Here is a 21,442-nt window from a genome sequence, read left to right on the forward strand (position 1 = left end):
CCCGCTCCCCGACCTGTCCGCCACGGCGCGGCTGGTCGCCGCCGCCCGCGCCCAAGGCATCCTGCTCGACGACCTGTCCCACCACACGGCGGGCGAGGATCCGCGGCCCGCCGTCGTCCTGGGCTACGGCTCCACGCCGCTGCCCGCGCTCCGCCACGCCTGCCGGACCCTCGCCGCCCTCTACGCGGCGGTCGTTCCGTGAGCCGGCGTCAGCAGCACTGGCCGGTCTTGTAGGAGCCGTCGAAGCCGCCGAGGATCCAGATGTAGGGCCGGTAGGTGGTGCGGTTGCCCGTGTAGTAGAACTTGCCCTGCCCGATGGCGGTGACGGAGGAGACTCCGCTGGAGCCGCCCTTCTCGTTCAGCTTCTTCTCGGCCCAGCCGCGCCAGCGCCACACCCGCTTGTTCGACGTGTAGTACGTGTAGGTGCCCTTGGACGACATGACGCTGATCGCGTCGTACTCGTCGTAGCACCAGTGCAGCCGCACCTTGATCCAGATCAGCCAGCGCCCCTTGGCCCCGTTCCGCTTGATGACGCGCCGCCCCCGCTTGCGCTCCACCCACCGGCACGGATACTTCTTGATCGCCGCCGCCTCCCGAGCGCTGTACCGAACCCCCGCCTTCGCCGCGAACGCCGGCAGCTCGGCCCCCGAGATCGCCCCGCCGACCTCGACCACATCCTCCACCCCGACCTCGGCACTCCTGGCCGAGGCAGGCCCCGCAACAAGCACTTCCGTCACCAACGCACCGCAAAGCGCAGCAGCAAGGACCGTTTTCCGCATCATCACTCCCAGGGGGACGTCCACCGTGATCAGTCACGCAGACACTACCGGCTATAAGTCCGCCTCGCCCGGATTAGTCCACGAATCCAGCGCCGCGCACTGTCCGGTGAGCCGGAAATCCCGCCGTCTGTCGCGCAACCGCCGCCGCGCCTCCTCCAGCAGCGCCTCGTCGCCGGGTCCGACGAGTTCCGCCCTCTTTCAGTCTCGGGTGCCGCGCCAGGTGGCCGACGGGTCGCGTTCCAGGCGGCTGAGGATCTCCACTCGGTCGCCGGGGATGCGTACGACGGTCACTTCGACGGGACGTTCGGTTCTGGCGGAGTAGCCGATCCGCAGGATCTCGAGGACGGGGATTCGGGTCGGAATCTGGAGCGCGTCCGCCTCCTCCTTGGCGGGCATCCGCACCCGCTGCACCTCAAGCCATTGAATCGGCCCGTGCCCGGCCTCCTCGAGCCGGTCGATCCACGCCCCGGGCCCCGCTCCGTTCTCCGCGACCTCGGGGACCTCCGCGACCGCGTCCGGATGAATCCAGGTGTCGCTGAGCTGGAACGGCTGCTCGCCTTCCGGCCCCGTCACCCGCCGTCGCCGAAGCACCGCGGTTCCGGGCAGCACCTTCAGCTTGTTGGCGGGCCGCTCCGGAATCGGCACGAGCTCAGCGCTCGGCTTGATGTGGTGCACCCACACCTCGTCACCGCTCTGCGCCGCCGGAAAGTTGTAGCCCCCGGTGACCCGCCCCCCGTCAGGCGCCACATGCTGGGTGTTGCGCCGCACCAGATTGCCGCGCTGAATCGTCCGCCGCTCCCCGGGCCGCAGCACGACCGTCCCGCGCCGCCGTGTGGCCCACAGCAACCGCTCGTCCTCGAGCAACGCGACGGCCGCCGCCACCGTGTTCCGCGCGGCCCCATAACCCTTCGCCAACTCGGCCATCGCCGGCAGATACTCCCCGGCCCCCCACTCGCCCGCCTGAATCCTCCGCCGAAGATCCTCGGCGATCTCCTCGGAACGCTGCATCACCGCGATACCCTCCACCAATTTGCTTAAGCTTATTGACGCCCCAAGCCTAGCCCGGCACGATGGCATTTGCTTGAGCATATGGCTGGGGCGATGCCGTCTGAAGTCAGGTCATCACTCTTCACCTTGCTCGGGCAAGAAGTCCTCGCATCCGAGTCAGAGGTCAGGAGAAGCCGTCGTGTCCGACCAGGTCCGGGAAGTGGAAGCCTCCTGCGTGACGTCGCGGACGTGGATTCCGCCGCGCGCCGAGTGGGTGCAGTACGGCCGGGTGACGGCCGCGATCGTCCTGGGCGAGGAGTGCCGGGGGAGCGACGACGTGCAGACGGTTCTCTCTGAGCTGTTGGGCAACGCCGTCCGGTATGGCGGCGACGGCATGGTCTATGTCGAACTGGCGCACCGTGGCGGCGTCGTCACGGGAATGGTCCTCCAGATCGGGGCGGACGGGGCTGGCGCGGTGGAGATTCCCGCGGTGAACCTGGCAGAGCTGGCGCGGCTGGACGCCGATGGCCTGGAGGACCTGTCGGAGCTACTGGAAGGCGGCCGGGGACTGCTGGTCCTCGATGCCCTCGCGCCCGGATGGCAGGCGGTGCGGCTGCGGATCGGGCTGGCCGTCAGCTGGATGATCACTTGTGGGTGTGGGGTGGGTTAGAGGTCCAGGACGCACATGGTGAAGGTGCAGGGGGTGGGGGAGGTGTTGGCGTAGCCGTGGGGGCGGTCGCCTAGGAGGACGGCGGCGGAAGGGGAGGGGACGGGGTGGGGGTGGCCGTCGACGCGGACGGTGAGGGTGCCCGTGGTGACGTGGACGATCTCGCGGGTGCCGGGAGGGTGGGGGTCGCTTTCGCGGGACTCGCCGGGCAGGAGATGCCAGGTCCACAGTTCGATGGTGGGTTTGCCGTCGCTGCCGGCCAGGAGGGTGCCGGAGCCGCCGTGCGGGCCGTGCCAGAGGGTCGGCTGACGGGCCTGGGGGAAGAGTTTGACGGCCGGTTCGTCCTCCGTGGACACCAGGCGCGTCAAAGGGACGCCGAGGGCCTCGGAGATTTTGATCAAGGTGCTGAGGCTGGGATTACCGCGGGCCTGTTCGAGGTTGACCAGGACGCCCTTGCTCACGCCCGACCGGGCCGCCAGCAGGTCAAGGCTCCAGCCGTGCGCGGCCCGCGCGGTCCGGACCGTGCGGGCCACCGCCTCGGCCACCGCGTCATCGTTCATGGGAGCCCAGCCTATCCGGCCACCCCGGTCGTTCTAGTGCACCACGGAGTTCGGTAGAATGACCGTCATGTCCGCCCCCATCATCCCTTCCGCGTCATGGTGACCCTGCTGGCGCTCAGCGCCGCCCTCGTCTTCGGAGTGGCCGACTTCCTCGGCGGCGCCGCGTCCCGGCGCGCGTCGGCCCTGTCGGTGCTGCTGGTCAGCATCCCGATCGGGCTGACCGTGCTGGCCGTCGGCGCGCTGCTCCTCGGCGACGGGCCGACCGTCCAGGGCGTCGCCTGGGGCCTGGGTTCCGGGCTGCTGAGCGGGCTGGGGTTCCTCTGCTTCTACCGCGCGCTCGCCAAGGGGCCGATGAGCGTGGTCGCACCGGTGTCGGCGCTGGCCGGGGCGCTCGTCCCGGTGATCGTCGGGGTCGGGCGCGGCGAGCAGCTCGACGGCCGCGTCCTGATCGGCGTGCTGCTCTGCATGGGGGCGATCGGCCTGGTCTCGATGGAGCCGGCCAAGCCCGCCGCCACGGTCCGCGGCCCCTGGTTCACCAGCGGCCCGGCGCTCGCGGCGTTCTCCGGCACGATGTTCGGCCTGTTCTTCGTGCTGATCCGCGAGGCGGGCGACCAGAGCGGGCTGTGGCCGCTGGTGGCGTCCCGGGTGGGCGTCCTGGCGGCGATCCTGGCGGCGGTGCTGCTGCTGGCGGTGCGCGGCGTGCAGCGCGTCGACTTCCGGCCCCTCCGCGACCGGGTGACGATCTGGATGGTGATCGGCGCGGGCGCCCTGGACGTCGTCGCGAACATGGCGTACTTCAAGGCCACCAACGCGGGCCTGCTCAGCGTGGTCGCGGTCCTGACCTCCCTCTACCCGGCGATCACGGTGCTGCTGGCGAGGATCGTGTACGGGGAGCGGCTCCAGGCCGTCCAGCGGATCGGGATGGTCGTCGCGCTGACGGGTGTGGCGCTCGTCACCACGGGCTGACTCCTGCCCCTGCACCGTAAGCGATGATTTACTACGGCGGAGGCGTGCGAAGGAGACTCCCCGGGATGTATCAGTTCGAATTGGACGGCCTGTTCGAGGCCGTCGCGGCCGCCGTGCCGGACCGGACGGCCCTGGTCTGGCGCGGCCTGCGCCGCACCTTCGCCGACGAGGCCGACCGGATCGCCCGGTTCGCCGCCTTCCTGACCGCGCAGGGCCTGGGCAGGCACGGCGAACCCGGCGCCCCCTGGACGTCCAACCACGACCATCTCGCCCTCTACCTGCACAACGGCCCCGCATATCTGGAGGGCCTGATCGGCGCGCACCGCGCCCGCGTCGCCCCGTTCAACGTCAACTACCGGTACGTGGACGACGAACTCGTCGGCCTGTTCCACGACGCCCGCCCCGCCGCGATCCTCTACCACGCGACGTTCGCCCCGACCCTGCGCCGGATCCTCCCCCTCCTCCCCGGCCACCCGCTCCTGATCCAGGTCGCCGACGACTCCGGCCACCCCCTGCTCCCCGGCGCGTTCCCCTACGAATCCGCGACGGCCGGAGCGGCCCCGTCCGCCGCCCACCCCGACGACCTGCACATCCTGTACACCGGCGGCACCACGGGACGGCCGAAGGGAGTCCTGTGGCGGATCGGCGACCTGGTCGCTGGCCCCCTCGGCGTCCGCCATCCGAGCCCTGCGGCGGCCGCCGAAGCCGCCCGCGGAACCGACGCCCGCATCCTGATCCTGCCGCCGATGATGCACGGCTCCGGCACCTGGACGGCTCTGGGCGGCTGGCTCGCCGGCGTGACGGTCGTCCTACCGGACCGGGTCGACGCCCTCGACCCCGCCGGCGTCTGGACGGTCGCCGAACGCGAACGCGTCACCCGCATCCCCCTGGTCGGCGACGCCTTCGCCCGCCCCCTCATGGCCGAACTCGCCGCCCGCCCCTACGACACCTCGTCCGTCCGCCACCTCCTCAACTCGGGCGCCGCGATCAACCCGGCGACCCGCGCCCGGATCGCGGAACTCCTTCCCGACGTCCGGCTGATCGACGTGGTCGGCTCCTCGGAGAGCGGTTTCCAGATCAGCCGTTCGGGCGACGCCCCGTTCCGTCCTGCCGAAGGCGGCGGCGTCCTGTCGGCCGACCGCACCCGCCTCCTGCAGCCCGGCGAGGACGAGCTGGGCTGGCTGATCAAGTCCGACGGCGTCCCGCGCGGCTATCTCGGCGACCCCGCCAAGACCGCTGCCACCTTCGTCACCCTCGACGGACGTCCGTGCGTGATCCCCGGCGACCGCGCCAGGCTCCGCGCCGACGGCACCGTCGAACTCCACGGCCGTGACTCCATGACCATCAACACCGGCGGTGAGAAGGTGTTTGTGGAGGAGGTCGAGGCCGTGGTCCGGGCGCTGCCGGCCGTCGCCGAGGCCCTGGTGGTGGGGCGTCCGAGCGAACGCTGGGGCACCGAGATCGTCGCGGTCGTCCGGCTCGCGCACCCCGCGGACGACGCCGAGCTGCGCGCCGCCTGCGCCGCCCACCTGGCCCGCTACAAGATCCCCAAGGTCTTCGTCCGCACGGCCGAGGACCTGCGCCTGCCCAACGGGAAGGCCGACTACGCGACCGCCCGGCGGCTGGTCGGCGCAGCACTTCGCCCCTGACGGAAAGTCAGGGCCGCGACATCCTGGACAAGCCCCCTCATCCAGGGTTGTACTGCGCCATGGCGTCGGTGGTCCTGGAAGCGGTCAGCAAGATCTATCCCAACGGTCATCTCGCCGTCGAGCACCTCGATCTCCAGGTGGCCGACGGGGAGTTCGTCGTCCTGCTGGGGCCGTCGGGGTGCGGGAAGTCCACGGTCCTGCGGATGGTCGCCGGGCTGGAGGAGGTCACCCGCGGGCAGGTCCTGCTCGACGGGCGGCCCGCGAACGATCTGACGCCCGCGCAACGCGACATCGCCATGGTGTTCCAGCACGGCGCGCTCTACCCGCACTTCTCGGTGCGCGAGAACCTCGCCTTCCCGCTGCGGATCGCCAGGGAGGACCACGGCGAGATCCGCGCGAAGGTCACCGAGCTGGCCCGCGCGCTCGGCATCGACCAGACCCTCGACCGCAGGCCGCAGACCCTCTCCGGCGGGCAGCGGCAGCGCGTCGCGATGGGCCGGGCGATCATCCGCAGGCCGTCGGTGTTCCTGATGGACGAGCCGCTGTCCAGCCTCGACGCCGCCCTGCGCACCGAACTCCGGCTGGAGATCGGCGCGATGACCCGCGAACTCGGCATCACCACCCTGTACGTCACCCACGACCAGGTCGAGGCGCTGACGCTCGCCGACCGCGTCGCCCTGCTCCGCGACGGGGTCCTCGAAGATCTCGGCACCCCGAAACGGCTCTACGACGATCCGGCGACCGCGTTCGCCGCCGGGTTCCTCGGCACCACCCAGCTCAACCTGGTCGTCGCGGTCGTCGAACGCTGCCCGGACGGCGTCCTGCTCGACCTCGGCACGCAGCGGCTGCTCGTCCCGTGGACCGACCCGCGCGCCCGTCCGCTGCTCGGCCACTACCAGCAGCACGTCACCGTGGGGATCAGGGTCGACGATCTGGTGCCGACGGACCGTCCGCTGCCCGGCCGGTTCATCGACGGACGGATCATCACGCTGGAGTACCAGGGCTCGGCCTGGACGGCCCTGGTCGACGCCGGGATCACCACGCACGAGTTCGTCGCACGGCCCCGCCCAAGACCGCGCAAACGGGCGGGCGGTTTCTTCCGAAGACCTGGCTTGGAGGGCGCAGCCCCAGCTCAGGAGCATGTCGGCATCCACCGTCGGTCGCATCTGCTGGCGCGGATGCCGTCGGGGATGCGGTGGCAGCGGTCCACTCCCGTCCGGCTCGCGGTCGATCCGTCGCATTTGCTGTTCTTCGGCGGGGACGGCAGGCGTGTCGATCCCGCAATCCGCTGAACTGATCATTACTCATCGTGTACGAATTGCCGCATGACTTACACGCAGCGTCAGCGTTCGAGCCTCGCGTACCAGCTCCGCTACGCGGTGAAGAACCCCGCGAAGATCGGGCCCTACCTCAGCCGGTACGCGCGCGACACCATGCTGCGCGCCGCGTCCACCGACCATGTCGCCTACTACCGCGAGGTCATGCGGTCGGACGTCAAGGAGAAGAGCCCGTACGACGCGGTCGGCAGCCGCAGCCACGACCACTGGCTGAAGAACGGCCAGCGGCAGTTCGAGTACCTGGTCAAGCACGGGCTCCGCCCCCACCACACCGTCCTGGAGATCGGCTGCGGCAATCTGCGCGCCGGCTGGCGGATCATCGACCTGGTCGAGCCCGGCCACTACCACGGCATCGACATCTCGCCCGACATCCTGCTCGCGGCCACCGACACGCTCGTCCAGTACGGGCTCCAGGACAGGCTGCCGCATCTGATGCTCGTCAACGACCTGACCTTCTCGGGCCTGCCCGACGCGCGGTTCGACGTCATCCACGCCCACAGCGTCTTCTCCCACACCCCGCTGGAGGTGATCGAGGAGTGTTTCGCGCACGTCGGACGGATCCTGCGGCCGACCGGCTTCTTCGACCTGACCTTCGACCGGACGGAGCGGGACGAGCACCAGGTGCTCCGCGAGGACTTCTACTACCGCACCGAGACCCTCCAGGAGCTGGCCGCCGCGCACGGTCTTTCGGCGACGTTCATGGAGGACTGGGAGGCGTCGCCCCACAAGCAGTCGAAGCTCCGCCTCTGCCTCTCCTAAGCAGCTTCGGTCTTCCGTCCGGCGGCTTCGAGCCCGCGGATGAAGGCGCCGATCTCGCCGATCGCGGTGAGCCCTTCGGGGCAGGCGTCGGCGAACGCCTGGAAGACGTGCGGCTGCCCTTCCCAGACCGTCACCGTGCAGGGGACTCCCGCCGCGCCGAGCCTGCGCGCCATCAGTTCGGCGTCGCAGCGCAGGATCTCGGTCGAGCCGACCTGGATGAGGACGGGCGGGAACTTGGTGAGGTCGCCGTTGACGGGCGAGTGCAGCGGGTCGATCGCCATGTCCTTGAGCAGGTGCTCGGCGATGATCCCGAGCCGGTGCCCGGGGATATAGGCGTCGATCTTGAGGTTCTCGTGGGCGAGCTTCGCGGCGTCGTCGAGATCGGTGAGCGGCGACAGCGCGACGATCGCACCAGGCGCGGGCAGCCCCTCCTCCAGTGCCTTGAGCGGCGCGGCGAGCGACAGAAAACCCCCCGCCGAGTCACCCGCGACGATGATCTGGTCGGCGCGATATCCCTGCTCCAGCAGCCACCGGTACGCGGTGACACAGTCGGCGATCGACCCGGCGAGATTGGTCTGCGGAATCTGCCGGTAGGCGATCGACAGCGCGGGCACCCCGGCCGCAGCCGAGATCCGAGCGATCATCCGCCGGTGCGTGCGCAGCCCGCACACCATGAACCCCCCACCATGAAAGTAAAGGATCACCCGCTCCGACCCGTCCGCCCCGGCCCCCCGCACCCACTCAGCAGGAAACCCGTCAAACCCCACCTTCTCCACCCGAGTCCCCCGCGGCGCAGGCAGCAAATGCCCCAACCACTCAACAGCCACCAAAAACCTAAACATAACCGGATGAAACGGCCCATACCGCAACCAAGGCCGCACAAAAACCTTCATGAACACCACGAACACCCGCGCCCGAACACTGACCCCAGCCCGCATCTCCATCACCGGCTCCACAGGCCCCTCCTCGCGTGTAACCCCCCGCTTATTCGACTGGACGGACCGTCCCACCAACCACCCCCACCGTCAAGACGCCCCAGCCCAGATTCTCAACAGGCGGAGCAGCAGGCAGGCCGGGCAAGGCTGTGGCGGACCAGGGCGCGGGTCAGCGGCAGCGGTGTCAGATCGATCAGCAGGATCCCGGACGAGTCGGTGATGGCGCCCAACCCAGATCCAAAAACCAAGTTGATGCTCGGCGACCTTCTCGGGCGCAGGAGCAGGCGTTAGGAGGGCAGGGGGAGGCCTGTGGTGCGGTCTACGTAGTAGGTGTATTCGGCGAGTTGGGGGACTAGGTAGGGGTTGAGGTTGGTGGTTGCGGCGAGGTCTTCGGCGGAGTGGAACGGCCCGTGCTGGGTGCGGGCGGCGACGATGGCCGCGCCGATCTCCGGGGTGATGCAGGGGATGGAGACGAGGGCGTGGAGCGGGGCGTGGTTGACGTCGACGAGTCCGCCGTCGTTGTAGGAGCGGGATAGGTCGGGGCGGCCGATGCGCAGTTCGTTCGCCAGTGCCGGGTCGGTGGCCAGGATGTGGCGGGCTTGGGCGCGCAGTTCGCGGCGGGCGGCTACGTCTTGGAGTACCTGGTCGTTCACCGATGGCGGGGCGGTGGGTGTTCTTGGTGCGAACACTTTCCGGCGGATGGCGTAGGCGTGTGCGGTGGCGCCGAACCAGGCCGCGAACAGGCCTGCCGCGGTGATGGCGTCGAGCAGGGTGGATGCTCCTTCGTCCGTGGTCGCGACCAGGACGACGCCTACCAGGTAGACGAGGGTGGCGATCCCCTCCTTGGGGGAGCGCAGACGGACGGCCGCGTACCCGATCACGGGCGGTGCGAGCAGGCCGAGGCTGAACAGTGGGGCGAGCGCCCACAGATGCGTCCACACGGCGGGCTTGTCTGCGGAGGGTTGCGGCTGGTGGTGGACGACCTGGTGCGGCTTGTTCACGGGGCTAGTCCTCCTTGCCTTTGACGCCGTCGGTGATGAGTTCGGCGATCCGTGCGGGGATCCGGTCGGCCGGTTCGGAGATGGCGGTGACGTTGCCGCCGCCCGTGCCGCCCAGGACGACGAAGGACCGGTCGCCGAAGCGGGCGGCGTTGGCGCGGACCGTCGCGGCGGGCAGTTTGCCGGCCGCGATGATGAGGTCGCACTCGAGGCTGATCAGGGTGCCGAGGTAGGGGGTGGCGTTGGCGACCGTCGCGGGCCCGGTGACCGCGAAGTACTGGACTTGGGTCCGGGTCTTCAGCGACGCCTGCTGCATGCCGTCCCACGCCGGCCGGGCCGAGGCGTCGGCGAGTCCCTTGGCACCGGTCAGCAGGCAGGCCTTGCTGGACAGGTACTGCCGGGCGCGGGGTGGTTCGTCCTCGGGATGCAGGACGACTGCCAGGACCGCACCGAGTGCTACTGCGGCGAGCAGGCCCGCCGCGAGGATCTGACGCGGCAGGGGGAGCCGCTTCCACCATGCGGTCATCTGAACGATCCGGGGTGAAAGACGCACGCGACCTCGCCTGGAAGTACCGGAGTGCGCGATCGCATGATCGGCGCAGGTCATCTTAGGTCGCTGTCAGGCGAGCGTGTCAAGAGACCGTTATGGCGGATCGTGGAATAGATGCCGGACGACGGGTAGCACGTGGGATTCGCCTCTAATGTGGCGCAAGTCACAGATGCCGTGACCAGGTAAAAGAAACATAAAGCGATGAATGTGTTATTTGGGTCTTGTTATGCGATCTTGCGGTGATCTATTCATTGCTTGCCTTGGTGCATCACCAGGGTCGTGGTCGCCCCACCCCCAGGGTGTGGCCCAAGCTTCGTAGAGGTCGGGCCAGTGCGCGTAACGCTGTCTCAAGTCGTCGTCGGTCTCCTGGTTCTCCTCCTGGCCTCATGGTTCGGCAGCTGGGTCGCCTCCCGCTCGATAAGCCGCCGTCCCGCCCTCCGGCGGCAACGGCGGTCCATCGTCAAGCGGCGTGTCTCCCTCACCGTCGTCGCGATGCTGGTCGTCACCCTCACCGCGGACCCTGCTTTCGCCGTCGGCGGGCTCGTCACCAACCAGACGCCCGCGCTGACACTGCCGTCCTTCAGTGAGCTGCTGGCCAAGTTCCGCGGTGAGCCCAAGCCTGACTGGGGGAACCTGCCGAAGCAGAAGGACGGCACCGCCGCGGGCAAGGACCCGGAGGTTCCGACAGAGAAGACTCGTGCGGGCAAGGGCAACGGCCACAAGCCGAAGCCGGGCAAAGGGGAACTGCCGGAGGCCGAGCGGCTGGAGTACAAGCCGAAGTCCGGGCCGAGCGCCGCGGGAGTCGTCGGCTTCCAGGAACGCACCAGCAAGCGCAACGCGGTCAAGTCCTCCGCGACGTCCGACTACTACGACAACGCCGACGGCACCCACACCCGGGTGATGAGCCAGACCCCCGTCAACTACAAGGACGGGGACACCTGGAAGAAGATCGACAGCAATCTGAGCGCCACCGCCGACGGTGTCACCAACACCGCGAACAGCCACGACGCGACCTTCGCCAACTCCGCCGCCGACCCCGGCCTCGTCCGCCTGACGACGGAGGGCCACAGCATCTCCTATGGTCTCGCCGGAGCCGCCGCGGTGCCCCCGGCCGTCAAGGGCAGTACCGCCACCTACGGTGCGGTGCTGCCGCAGACCGACCTCCAGCTCGAAGCGACCCCGATCGGTATCAAGGAGACCCTGGTCCTCAACGGTCCGGACGCGCCGAGCGAGTGGGTGTTCCCGCTGGATTCCGGCACGCTCACCCCGGTCCTGGACAGCGACACCGGCGTGCGGTTCGACGACGCGAACGGCAAGACCGTCGTCCGGATTCCGGGTGCCTTCGCCGAGGACTCCAAGATCAACCCAAAGTCGGGCATGCCGGCGATGAATCACGGCATCACCTACCGGCTGGAGGACCGTGACGGCCGCAAGGCCCTCGTCATGGCTCTCGACGAGAAATGGCTGCGCTCACCAGACCGTGTTTTCCCGGTCAAGGTCGACCCCAGCTACACGATCTTCTCGGCGACCACCTATGTCATGACGAACGCCTACGGCGATCACTCCATGGAGCGCTTCATCGCCGTCGGGTCGTGGGATAACGGCCCGCACACAGCACGCTCCTACGTGAAGTTCCCCGACCAGGGCCTGGACGGTTCCGGCGTCACCGTCGCCACCGCGAAGCTTCAGCTGTTCAACACCTGGGCGAGCACCTGCACCGCGCAGCAGGTCGACATGTTCGAGGGCCTGGAGCCGTGGAACTCCTGGGACCAGAAGATGAAGGACTTCAACACCGCTCCCGGGTATACCCAGTGGCTCGGTTATCGTTCCGCGGCCGTCACCATCCCCTGCACCAATACGAGCTTCGACCCGGCCATCGGTGAGTGGATCGACATTCCGGTCGCGACGGCGAACATTCCGATCATTCAGGGCTGGGCCAACGGGACCCGCCCGAACCACGGCGTCGTCCTGGCCGCTCCCGTGAACGACAACGCGCACTGGAAGCAGTTCTCCTCGGCGAACAACTGGACCACCGGCCCGAAGTTCGTCGTCACCTACACCACTGGCAAGATCGCGCCACGGATCCGCAACCAGGCTCCCGCCGACGGTGCCGCTTTCGACACCCTCACCCCGACGCTGTCGGCGACCGGTGAGGTCGACCCGTCGATCCCGAACAACATCCGGATCCGGTTCAAGGTCTACAACGAGAGCAACGCGGTGATCGCCGACTCCGGCAACCTCACCACCACCTTGAACGCGGCCTCCTGGCAGATCCCCGCCAACACGCTGACCTGGGGCAAGTCGTACTACTGGACGGCCGAAACCTGGGACGGCACGTCGTACTCGACGAACACCCAGTGGTACACGCTCTCCACTCAGGTGCCGCAGCCATCGATCACCTCCTCGCTGTCGCAGAACGGTGGCCAGGGCTTCGATGCCTCTAACGGCAACTACACGACTACCGCGACTGACGCCGATGTCGAGACCACCGGTCCCGACCTGGCCGTGATCCGCGACTACAACTCGCGTGACCCGCGTATCTCCGGAGCGTTCGGCGCGGGCTGGTCCAGCGTGTTCGACGCCGAGGTCGCCGAGCAGTACCTGCCCGGTACCACGACGGTGAAGGGCGCCTACGTCACCTATCCCGAAGGCTCCGTCGTCGGGTTCGGCAAGAACCCCGACGGCACGTTCGCCCCGCCATCCGGCCGGTATGTCAGCTTCCGCACCACGACCAGTCCCACCGGATACACGCTGACCGACAAGAACGGAACCGTCTACACCTTCACCCAGTCGCTGGGCGGGGGCCGTTACGGTGTCACCTCAATTGCTGACGCCAACGCTCGTGCGATCACCTTCACCTGGACGTCAGGGAAGATCACCAAGGTGACGTCGGGCCCATCGAACCGGTCTTTGAACTTGGTGTGGACGACACCGTCCGGTGCGCTCAAAGCGCACGTCACGACGGTCACCACCGACCCGGCCGTCGCAGGCAACAACAGCACGATCGAGACGTGGACCTACAACTACACCGGTGACAAGCTGACCGGCGCCTGCTCCTCCGGCTGTATCCAGTACGGCTATGTGTCCGGCTCGAACTACCATTCCCAGGTCCTCGACCAGGGCGCCGACGCCTACTGGCCGCTGGCCGAACCCGCGGGATCGTCGGTCGCCGTCAGCGCGAACCTCGCCACCCAGGCGTCCAATAACGCCCTCTACCGCGACGTCACGCTCGGTACCGCAGGCTCCCTGGCCGGCGGGTCGGCGACCGCGGCGAGCTTCAACGGCACCAGTTCGGCGATCAACCTCCCGAACAACTTCAAGATCGGAACCAAGCGTCCGCAGGCGATCTCCCTGTGGTTCAAGGGCAACACCGCCAACGGCATCCTGTACTCCTACCAGTTCGACAACCCGCTGTACGCGGGCACGACCCCGAGCGACTATACGCCCGCGCTGTACGTCAACAGCGACGGCAAGCTCGCCGGATCGTTCTTCACCAACCAGGCGGCCAACCAGTACGTGCCGATCGTCAGTACGCCGACGGTCACCGACAACGCCTGGCACAACGTCGTGCTGACCGGTGACGGCGGCACCCAGTGGCTCTACCTCGACGGCGCGCTCGTCGGGTCGAAGACCGGCCTGCACGAGGTTCCCGGCCAGTGGATCAACGTGGTCGGCGGCGGCTACTTCGGCTACAAGTGGCCCAAGCAGCCGTATGAGTCGCAGACCGTCAAGACCGGCACCGCGTCGTTCTACAAGGGCTCGATCGCGAACGTCGCGCTGTTCGACAAGACCCTCACCCAAAACGACGTTTCCAGCCTCTATACCGTCGGCAAGACCCCGACCGCGCTGCTCACCTCCACCACCCGCCCGTCGGGCAAGGCGTACGCGGCCGTCACCTACGACGGTGTCTCGGGCACGGTCACCAACGTCACCGACTCCAACGGCGGTGCCTGGAACATCGGAACCCCGCAGATCACCGGTAGCAACGGCCCTTACCGGGGCGCGGTGCTCGGCTCCGCACCGGCCGCCTACTACCGGCTGGCCGACCTGCCTGGCGCCACTGACGCATCCAACGAGGTGAACTCCGGCAAGGGGACCTACGCCAACGCCACACTGCTGGCCCCGGGCCCGCTCGCCGACAGCGCTACCGAGTTCAACGGCACGTCCTCCTACGTCCAGCTGCCCACCAACAACCAGGTGTCGACCGGCCCCGGCACGGTGGAGATGTGGTTCAAGACGGAAGCGGGCAGCACCGCCGGTGGTGTGCTGTTCGGCCAGCAGGACCACACCCTCGTCGGCGCGTCCGGCGCGGACTGGGGATATGTACCCGCCCTGTACGTCGGCACCGACGGCAAGCTGCACGGCAAGTTCTGGGACGCCAACGGCACCGGCAACGGCCTGGTATCCACCAACAAGGTCAACGACGGCAATTGGCACCACGTCATGCTGTCGGCCACCACGAACTCCCAGAGCCTGTATGTTGACGGTGCCCCGAACGGCACCGTCAACGGCGCGCTTCAGACGTCGTCCACAAACTTCGTCTACGTCGGCGCGGGCATGGCCGGCGGAGCCTGGCCCGCCCACCCGGTCAACACCCTCGGCTACTTCAAGGGCTCCATCGCCCATGTCGCCTACTACCGGACCGCGCTGACCACGCAGGACGCCGACGCCCACGTCGCCGCGGCCCGCGACGCCAGCGGCCCGGCGCCGACCAAGACCGTGGCCGTCCGTGATCCCGGCAACAAGTACATCGTCAACGAGTACGAGCTGGCGTCGGGCCGTCAGATCGCCCAGTCCAACCCGGTCGATGCCGTCCCGAGCCCGCCGACGTCGGTGCCGTCCGGCCAGAAGACCAAGTTCGGGTATGACTCGGGCGGCTTCCTCCGCACGATCACCGACCCCAACGGCAACATGGACATCACCGGGCACGACGTGCGCGGCAACGAGGTCTCCAAGACCACCTGCCAGAACCACGCCACGAACAAGTGCTCGACCAGCTACTTCACCTACTGGCCCGACGCCACCACCAAGACCCTCACGCCGAACCCCAAGAACGACGTGATGGACACCGAGCGCGACGGCCGCTCCACCGGCCCCACCGACGACACCTACCTGACCGTCTACGGCACCGACGCCAAGGGCAACCAGACCGACATCGTCACCCCGCCCGTCCCCGGCTTCCCCGGTGGCCGCTTCACCCGCACCTCCTACACCGACGGCACCACCGTCGCCGCCTACGACACCGGCTTCGCTCCACCAGGCCTGCCGTACAAGACGGTGTCGCCGTCCGGGGCGACCACCAACATCCGGTACTTCAAGAACGGCGACGTCGCGGAGGTGACCGACGCGGGCGGCCTCATCACCCGCTTCACCTATGACGGACTCGGCCGCCAGCTCACCAAGACCGTCATCTCCGACAGCTTCCCCAGCGGTGTCACCGAGACCTTCAAGTACGACGCCGTCGGCCAGCTCATCGAAGAGAACGATCCGGCCATCCTCAACCGGGTGACCGGCGCCGTCCACACCGCGAAGACCGTCACGGCCTACGACGCCGACGGCAATCCGACGTCCCAGACCGTCACCGACCTCACCGGCGGCGACGCGCTCCGCACCAGCAGCTCCACCTACAACGCGCAGGGCCTGCTCGCGACGGCCACCGACGCCCGCGGCAAGGTGACGTCCTTCACCTACGACACCTACGGCAACAAGGCCAGCGAGACCGACCCGACCGGCCAGGTCACCACCTACACCTACGACGCCAGCGGCAAGCCCCTCACCCAGACGCTGAAGAACTACGTCGGCGACCCGAACAACCCGGTCACACCGTACGACCTAGTGCAATCGTCCTCGTCCTATGACCCGGGCGGCCGGCTGGCGACCACCGTGGACGCGCTCGGCCGGATCAGCGAGTACTCCTACACCGACAACGACCTCCTGGCGAAGATCGTCAAGAAGGACGCCGCCGGCCAGAACCCGTTCGTCGACCGTGAGACCACCTACGACGCCGCCGGCAACGCGATCAAGCAGGTCACCAACAACGGCGCGACCGTCACCGAGTCGTCGGTGGACACCTCCGGCCGTGTGGTCGCCACGACCGTGGATCCGACCGGCGTGAACCGCACGACGACCGTCTCCTACACGCCCGACGACCAGGTCGCCACCTCCACTCAGACGACCGGCTCCACCGGCACCCGCATCACCTCCTCCTACACCTACGACGCGATGGGCCGGATGACCAGCCAGTCGCTCGGTGGCGACGAGGTGGGCAGCCCGGTCGGCTGGTGGCGTCTCAACCAGACGTCCGGCAGCACCGTCCACGACGCCACGGGCCGTGGCGTCACCGCGGCGGCCGGCTCCGGGGTCACCTGGAGCGATGACGCGGCCGTCTTCAACGGCACCGCCGACGCCAAGATCATGACCAATGGTCCTGTTGTGGACACCTCGCAGAGCTTCTCCGTCTCCGCGTGGACGAAGCCGACGGCACTCACCGGCACCCAGACCATCGTCAGCCAGGACGGCAACCGGATGTCCGGTTTCTTCCTGAAGTACGAGGGCGGCAACGGCAAGTGGTCGTTCATGCGAGTCGATCAGGACTCCGACAACCCGACCGTCTGGGCGTCCGCGCAGAGCACCGGCGCCGCCGTCGCCAACCAGTGGGTCCATCTGACGGCGACGTTCAACGCCGCCGACGGCACCATGAAGCTGTACGTCAACGGCCAGCCGCAGGGCACCGCGGCCCTCCCCAGCGCGTTCAACGCCACCGGCTCGCTCGTGATCGGCCGCGCGAAGTACGCGGGCAACCCCGTGGACTACGCCAACGGTTCCATCGCCAACGTCCAGGCCTACAACCGGCTGCTGTCGGACACCGACGTCACCAAGCTCTACACCAACGGCCGCAACGGCGACACGACCGCGTCGTACACCAAGCAGACCACCAAGTACACCCTCGACAAGCGCGGCCTGCCGACCAAGGTCACCGACCCGAACGGCAACGCCACCGACATCGTCTACGACGAGGCGGGCAACGAGGTCCTCACCACCGGTCCGACCGTCAGCGCCGAGACCGGCGGCGGAACGCCCGTCGCGATGCGCCCCGTCACCACGATGGGATACGACACCTTCGGTTCGGTCACCGAGCAGCAGGACCCCAAGGGCAACGTCACCCGGATGGCGTACGACGCCGAGGGCAACCAGGTGTCGGTCACGCAGCCGAACTACACCGCGCCGGGCACGAGTACACCGATCGTCGCCACCCGCACCTGGGCCTACGACAACGCCGGCAGCGTCACCGACATGACCGACGCCAACAACGACACCACCCACTACGACTTCGACCAGCTCGGCAACGTCTACAAGGTCACCGACGCGGGCGGGAAGATCGCGAAGTCGAAGTACAACGCCAACAGCGAGCTGATCGGCACCACCACGGCGACCGGCGCCCAGACCCAGGCCACCTTCGACCATCTGGGACGCCCGCTCACCGAGACCACGCTCGAGCGCTATCCGTCTCCGGTCACGGCCACGACGACCTACTCCTACACCGCGTCCGCGTCCAACCCCGGCGGTGCGTTCCTCGCCTCGGCGACCAGTGCCGAAGGCAAGATCACCCGCTTCGGTTACAACGCGGTCGGTGAGCAGACCACCCTCACCGACCCCGCCAACGCCGTCACCACGACGCAGTACGACCTGCTCGGCCGCCCCGTCAAGGTGACCGCCGGCGACAACACGTCCACGGCGACGACCTATGACGTCCTGGGCAACCCGTTGACGGTCAAGCAGTACGACACCGATGGCACGACCGTGCTGAAGACGACGTCGGCGAGCTATGACGCGGCCGGCCGCAACCTGACCGTCACCGACGGCCGCGGCAACACCATGATCGTCACCCGCGACTCCGGCGGCCTGGTCACCTCGCAGACCGAACCGGTGGACGCCACCACCTCGATCGTCACCTCCTACGGCTATGACGCCAACGGCAACCGCACCCGGTACACCGACGGCCGCGGCAACGCGTGGATCTACGGCTACAACACGTGGAACATGCTGGAGTCGACCCTCGAACCATCGACCCCCACCCACACCACGACCGCCAACCGGCAGACGACGATCCGCTACGACGCCGAGGGCCAGCCGGTCCTGAAGACCATGCCGGGCGGCGTCACCGTCACCAACGGCTTCGACGACGTCGGCAACCTGACCTCCCAGTCGGGCAGCGGCGCCGACGCGGCCACCGCGTCACGGTCCTTCACCTATGACGCCGACGGGCGCCTGCTCACCGCGGGCACCTCGTCGATCGGCACCACCGTCGCCGCGACCAACCTCACCTACACCTACGACGACCGCGGCCAGCCCCTCACCTCCGCAGGAACGGCCGGCACCGGCAGCTTCGCCTACAACAAGGACGGCCAGCTCACCAGCCGCGTGGACGCGGCGGGCACCACCGCCTACGGCTACGACACCGCGGGCCGCCTGTCCACGATCGACGACCCGCTCACCGGCACCCGCCAGACCTACGGCTACGACGTCATCTCCCAGCCGACGTCGATCGCCTACGGCACCAACGGCAAGAACCGCACCTTCACCTACGACAAGCTGCACCGCCTCAAGACCGACACACTGAAGACCAGCGGCGGTACGACGGTCGCGTCGATCGCCTACGGCTACGACGGCAACAGCAACCTCACCAGCAAGAACACCACCGGTATGACCGGCGCGGCCAACAACACCTACACCTACGACCGCGCGAACCGGATCACCGGCTGGAACAACGGCACCACGAACGTCCCGTATGAGTACGACGCCTCGGGCAACCGCACCCGCGTCGGCGGCGACGTGTTCACCTACGACGCCCGCGACCAGCTCACCTCCGACGGGCACACCACCTACACCTACAGCGCCCGCGGCACCCTGCTGTCGCAGTCCGGCACCCAGAACGGCACCTTCACCACCGACGCCTACAACCAGCAGGTCACTCAGGCCGCCTCCGGTGGCGGGAACCAGACCTACCTGATGGACGCGTTCGGCCGCGTGATGACCGTCTCCGGCGTCACCAACCACACCTTCAAGTACTCCGGCACCGCCAACACCCTCGCGTCCGACGGTTCCAGTACCTACAGCTGGGCGCCCGACGACTCCCTGGTCGGCATCGGAGTCCAGGGCGGCACCACCGCCCAGGCCGTCCTGGCCATGACCGACCAGCACGACGACGTCGTCGGCAACTTCACCACCACCAGCACCGGTCTGACCGGCTCCACCACCTACGACCCCCTGGGCAACATCAAGGCCACCACCGGAACGTCGGGACGGCTCGGCTTCCAGTCCGGCTGGACCGACACCGCCGCCCAGGGCAAGGTCAACATGCTGTCGCGCTGGTACAACCCGGCGACAGGCCAGTTCCAGAACAAGGACACCCTCGACACCACCGCGATCGGCAACAGCGCCAACGGCAACCCCTTCGCCTACGTCGCCGACAACCCGCTCGCCGGAACCGACCCGTCAGGCCACTGCTTCTTCTCCTGCATCAAGAAGGCCGCCTCCAGCGCCTGGAACAACGCCACCACCGCCGTCTCGACGTACACCTCCAACGCCTGGAACTACGCCTCGACGGCCTACAGCTACGCGGCCGACTACACCTCCCGCGCCTGGGACTACACCGTCCGCGCCACGAAAACCGTCACAAAGAAGATCAAAGACGCGAAGAAATCCGTCACCAAACGGGTCAAGCAGTACTACCACAAGGCCGTCAAGAAGGTACGCCAGGTCAAAAAGGCCGTCACCAAGGTCGTGAAGAAAGCGACCAAGGCGGTAGCTAAAAAGGTGAAGAAGGCCGCCAAGAATATAAAGAAGGCGGCTAAAGCGGTAAAGAAGGCAGCGAAAACCGCGGCCAAGAGCACCGTCAAATTCGTCAAGGCCCATGCAGCCGACATCGCGGTGGCGGTGGTCTCCACGGTCGCCTTCGCCGGCTGCGCCGCCGTCCTGGGCGCGGTCACCGCCGGCGTCGGCGCCATCGCCTGCGGTGCGGTCGCGGGTGCGGTAGCCGGTCTGGTCGAACAGGGCTTCAAGTGCGCTGAGGGACAGAAGGGCTCCTGCTCAGTGAGCTCTTTCGTCAAGTCCGGCCTGCTCGGCGGCGCGACCGGTGCGCTCAGCGGCGTGACCGGCGGCCTGGGTGGCGCCCTGGCGAAGAACGCCCTCAAGAAGGGCCTTCCCAAGATCGCTTCCAATGTGCTGGAGGAATCCTTCTCCGGTGCCGCGGACAGCGCCGTCAACTACGGCATGACCTGTGCTTCCTCCGGCGGCGGCTGCTCCTGGAAGGGCGCGGTCAAGTCCACCGCCTCCGGCGCCACCCCCGGCGGAATCCCCAGCCTCCCCCGGGCCCGCAGCCCTATCACCGCCCCCACCAAGAGCTCGACCTGCCACAGCTTCACGGCCTCCACCAAGGTCCTCATGGCCGATGGCACAGCCAAACCCATCTCCAAGCTCAAGGTCGGCGACAAGATCAAGAACGCTGTCGCCGACTCCAAGGGCAAAACCGAGACCAACCGCATCTCCAAAGTGATCGTCACCCCCGACGACCGCGAGTTCGTAGACCTCACCATCACCACGAAGAAGCAGGAACGCGGCCCGCCGCCCACCGGCACCCTCACCACCACGTTCCACCACCCCTTCTACTCCTTCACCCACTCCTCCTGGGTAGAAGCCAAAGACCTCAAACCCGGCGACGAACTCCAACAGCCCAACGGCGACCGCGCCCTCGTCACCAAAACCCAGCACTACCTCACCGACCAAACCACCTACGACCTCACCATCAACACCCTCCACACCTACTATGTGCTGGCAGGTAGCACGCCGGTCCTTGTCCATAACTGCACCAACGTTCTGTCCAACGCGGGCGACATTGACAATGCAGCCACGATGGCGGCCCACGAACCTGGAGCCGCGTTTAGCGGCGTATTCGACCCCGGTAGCGGCGGTATGCGTGCACACCTCAATGTCGAGGCACGAGGCCCTGGGTCGCCCCCGAACGTCGTCAACCGGACCGGTGGACACGGGGAAGTGAACTTCCTGCACTTCGGAGGTTCGCGCGATACGGTCGCGTTCACTGCCTTCAGGGAAGAAGGTGGATTGTCGGTCAGCTGGCTCTCGCGGAGCGTCAATGGCCGGAATCATGGGAGCACCCTTGCTCCAGAGCACATGAGGCAGCAAGTAATGGATTCGCTCATGGAGGCCACGGGATGGCCTGTGTGGTCAAGGTAGGA

12 protein-coding genes and 1 pseudogene are annotated in these 21,442 nt (G+C 68.0%); 7 read left to right on the top strand and 6 right to left on the bottom strand.

Annotated features, from left to right (window positions below; genetic code table 11):
• Nucleotides 1–202 (top strand): annotated as a pseudogene (locus ACYVE7_RS03150) (hypothetical protein); the annotation flags it as partial.
• Between the two features lie 7 nt (nucleotides 203–209).
• Here the strand turns inward: ACYVE7_RS03150 and ACYVE7_RS03155 are convergent.
• Nucleotides 210–737: a hypothetical protein gene (locus ACYVE7_RS03155; protein WP_460362984.1), complete on the bottom strand. Its 528-nt coding sequence runs from the start codon at nucleotides 735–737 to the stop codon at nucleotides 210–212.
• A gap of 240 nt (nucleotides 738–977) precedes the next feature.
• On the bottom strand, nucleotides 978–1,787 hold the full coding sequence (locus ACYVE7_RS03160) for a GntR family transcriptional regulator (protein ID WP_460363015.1): 810 nt from the start codon (nucleotides 1,785–1,787) through the stop codon (nucleotides 978–980).
• 178 nt (nucleotides 1,788–1,965) lie between these two features.
• Between ACYVE7_RS03160 and ACYVE7_RS03165 the strand changes: the two genes are divergently transcribed.
• Nucleotides 1,966–2,436 (top strand): hypothetical protein, encoded by a 471-nt coding sequence (locus ACYVE7_RS03165; protein ID WP_460362985.1) that lies wholly within the window; start codon nucleotides 1,966–1,968, stop codon nucleotides 2,434–2,436.
• On the opposite strand, the gene ACYVE7_RS03170 is transcribed toward ACYVE7_RS03165, so the two are convergent.
• Nucleotides 2,433–2,993, bottom strand: a complete 561-nt coding sequence (locus ACYVE7_RS03170) for a helix-turn-helix domain-containing protein (protein WP_460362986.1) — start codon at nucleotides 2,991–2,993, stop codon at nucleotides 2,433–2,435. The genes ACYVE7_RS03165 and ACYVE7_RS03170 overlap by 4 nt on opposite strands.
• Before the next feature lie 96 nt (nucleotides 2,994–3,089).
• Between ACYVE7_RS03170 and ACYVE7_RS03175 the strand changes: the two genes are divergently transcribed.
• From ACYVE7_RS03175 to ACYVE7_RS03190, 4 genes are all read left to right on the top strand, one after another.
• Nucleotides 3,090–3,959 (top strand): EamA family transporter, encoded by an 870-nt coding sequence (locus tag ACYVE7_RS03175; protein WP_460362987.1) that lies wholly within the window; start codon nucleotides 3,090–3,092, stop codon nucleotides 3,957–3,959.
• A gap of 65 nt (nucleotides 3,960–4,024) precedes the next feature.
• Nucleotides 4,025–5,608: an AMP-binding protein gene (locus tag ACYVE7_RS03180; protein ID WP_460362988.1), complete on the top strand. Its 1,584-nt coding sequence runs from the start codon at nucleotides 4,025–4,027 to the stop codon at nucleotides 5,606–5,608.
• A 59-nt stretch (nucleotides 5,609–5,667) separates the two neighbouring features.
• Nucleotides 5,668–6,900, top strand: a complete 1,233-nt coding sequence (locus tag ACYVE7_RS03185) for an ABC transporter ATP-binding protein (protein WP_460362989.1) — start codon at nucleotides 5,668–5,670, stop codon at nucleotides 6,898–6,900.
• A 33-nt stretch (nucleotides 6,901–6,933) separates the two neighbouring features.
• Nucleotides 6,934–7,704: a class I SAM-dependent methyltransferase gene (locus ACYVE7_RS03190; RefSeq protein ID WP_460362990.1), complete on the top strand. Its 771-nt coding sequence runs from the start codon at nucleotides 6,934–6,936 to the stop codon at nucleotides 7,702–7,704.
• Here the strand turns inward: ACYVE7_RS03190 and ACYVE7_RS03195 are convergent.
• The 3 genes from ACYVE7_RS03195 to ACYVE7_RS03205 form a co-directional block, all read right to left on the bottom strand.
• The gene (locus tag ACYVE7_RS03195; RefSeq protein WP_460363016.1) at nucleotides 7,701–8,648 is read right to left on the bottom strand and encodes an alpha/beta hydrolase; all 948 of its coding nucleotides are present in this window, start codon (nucleotides 8,646–8,648) and stop codon (nucleotides 7,701–7,703) included. The two genes, ACYVE7_RS03190 and ACYVE7_RS03195, sit on opposite strands and share 4 nt — an antisense overlap.
• A 278-nt stretch (nucleotides 8,649–8,926) precedes the next feature.
• Complete coding sequence (locus ACYVE7_RS03200) at nucleotides 8,927–9,640, bottom strand: ComEA family DNA-binding protein (RefSeq protein WP_460362991.1); 714 nt, start codon at nucleotides 9,638–9,640, stop codon at nucleotides 8,927–8,929.
• A gap of 4 nt (nucleotides 9,641–9,644) precedes the next feature.
• Nucleotides 9,645–10,163 (bottom strand): type 1 periplasmic-binding domain-containing protein, encoded by a 519-nt coding sequence (locus tag ACYVE7_RS03205; RefSeq protein ID WP_460362992.1) that lies wholly within the window; start codon nucleotides 10,161–10,163, stop codon nucleotides 9,645–9,647.
• 354 nt (nucleotides 10,164–10,517) lie between these two features.
• Here ACYVE7_RS03205 and ACYVE7_RS03210 point away from each other — a divergent pair, with 354 nt between their 5' ends.
• On the top strand, nucleotides 10,518–21,440 hold the full coding sequence (locus ACYVE7_RS03210) for a LamG-like jellyroll fold domain-containing protein (RefSeq protein WP_460362993.1): 10,923 nt from the start codon (nucleotides 10,518–10,520) through the stop codon (nucleotides 21,438–21,440).
• The last annotated feature ends 2 nt before the right edge of the window (nucleotides 21,441–21,442 follow it).

It is taken from the genome of Actinocorallia lasiicapitis (assembly GCF_054778695.1).